This window comes from Bartonella sp. CB10SXKL (assembly GCF_042195515.1).
Classification (GTDB): Bacteria; Pseudomonadota; Alphaproteobacteria; order Rhizobiales; family Rhizobiaceae; genus Bartonella.
On record NZ_JBHION010000117.1, the window covers coordinates 1 to 672 of the forward strand.

Consider the following 672-nt stretch of genomic DNA (forward strand, 5'->3'; position numbering starts at 1 on the left):
GACCTCGGCGGTTTTATTGAAAATGAAAGTAACTTATCCCATGATGGCAATTGCTGGGTCTATGATAATGCCGCGGTTCTTTTCAATGCAACTGTTTATGAAAATGCTAAAATCTATAATGATGCGAAAATCTTTAGAGGTGCCAAGGTGTATGGCAATGCTATCGTTAATGGCAAGGCATTGGTTTTTGATACAACCGCTCATATTTATGATAATGCAAAAATTCATGATAACGCTAAGGTCTGTGGGCATGTTTATGGTAATGCCGTAATTAGTGATAATGCTACTATTTCTAATGGTGCCAAGGTTTATGACAATGCCCGTGTCTATGAAAGTGCCTATGTTTGTGGCTATATTTTTGGCAATGCCCATGTGTATGGCAAGTCACGCATTTATGTCTGGGCGCGCGTTTATGATAATGCCCATGTTTTTTGTAATGCCTGGATTAAGGATTATTCAAGTATCTATGGTTATGCCAAGGTTTCTGGCTCGGCTCGTGTTGGTTGCTTTGTAAGGATTTATGATAATGCCAAGGTCTATGGCAAATCAAATATTGATCATCATGTGCAAATTTATGGCAATGCTGTTGTCAATAGCCGTGCAAAAATTCGTAATGATATCTGTGATGATAATCAGTCACTAAAAGACGCTGCTTAAATAACGCGTGGGCGC

1 protein-coding gene is annotated in these 672 nt (G+C 39.1%); it reads left to right on the top strand.

What is annotated here, in order from left to right:
- Positions 1 to 657 (top strand): hypothetical protein (locus ACFIK3_RS09745; RefSeq protein WP_375676637.1); only part of this gene is annotated, 657 nt, incomplete at its 5' end.
- Positions 658 to 672: the final 15 nt, after the last annotated feature.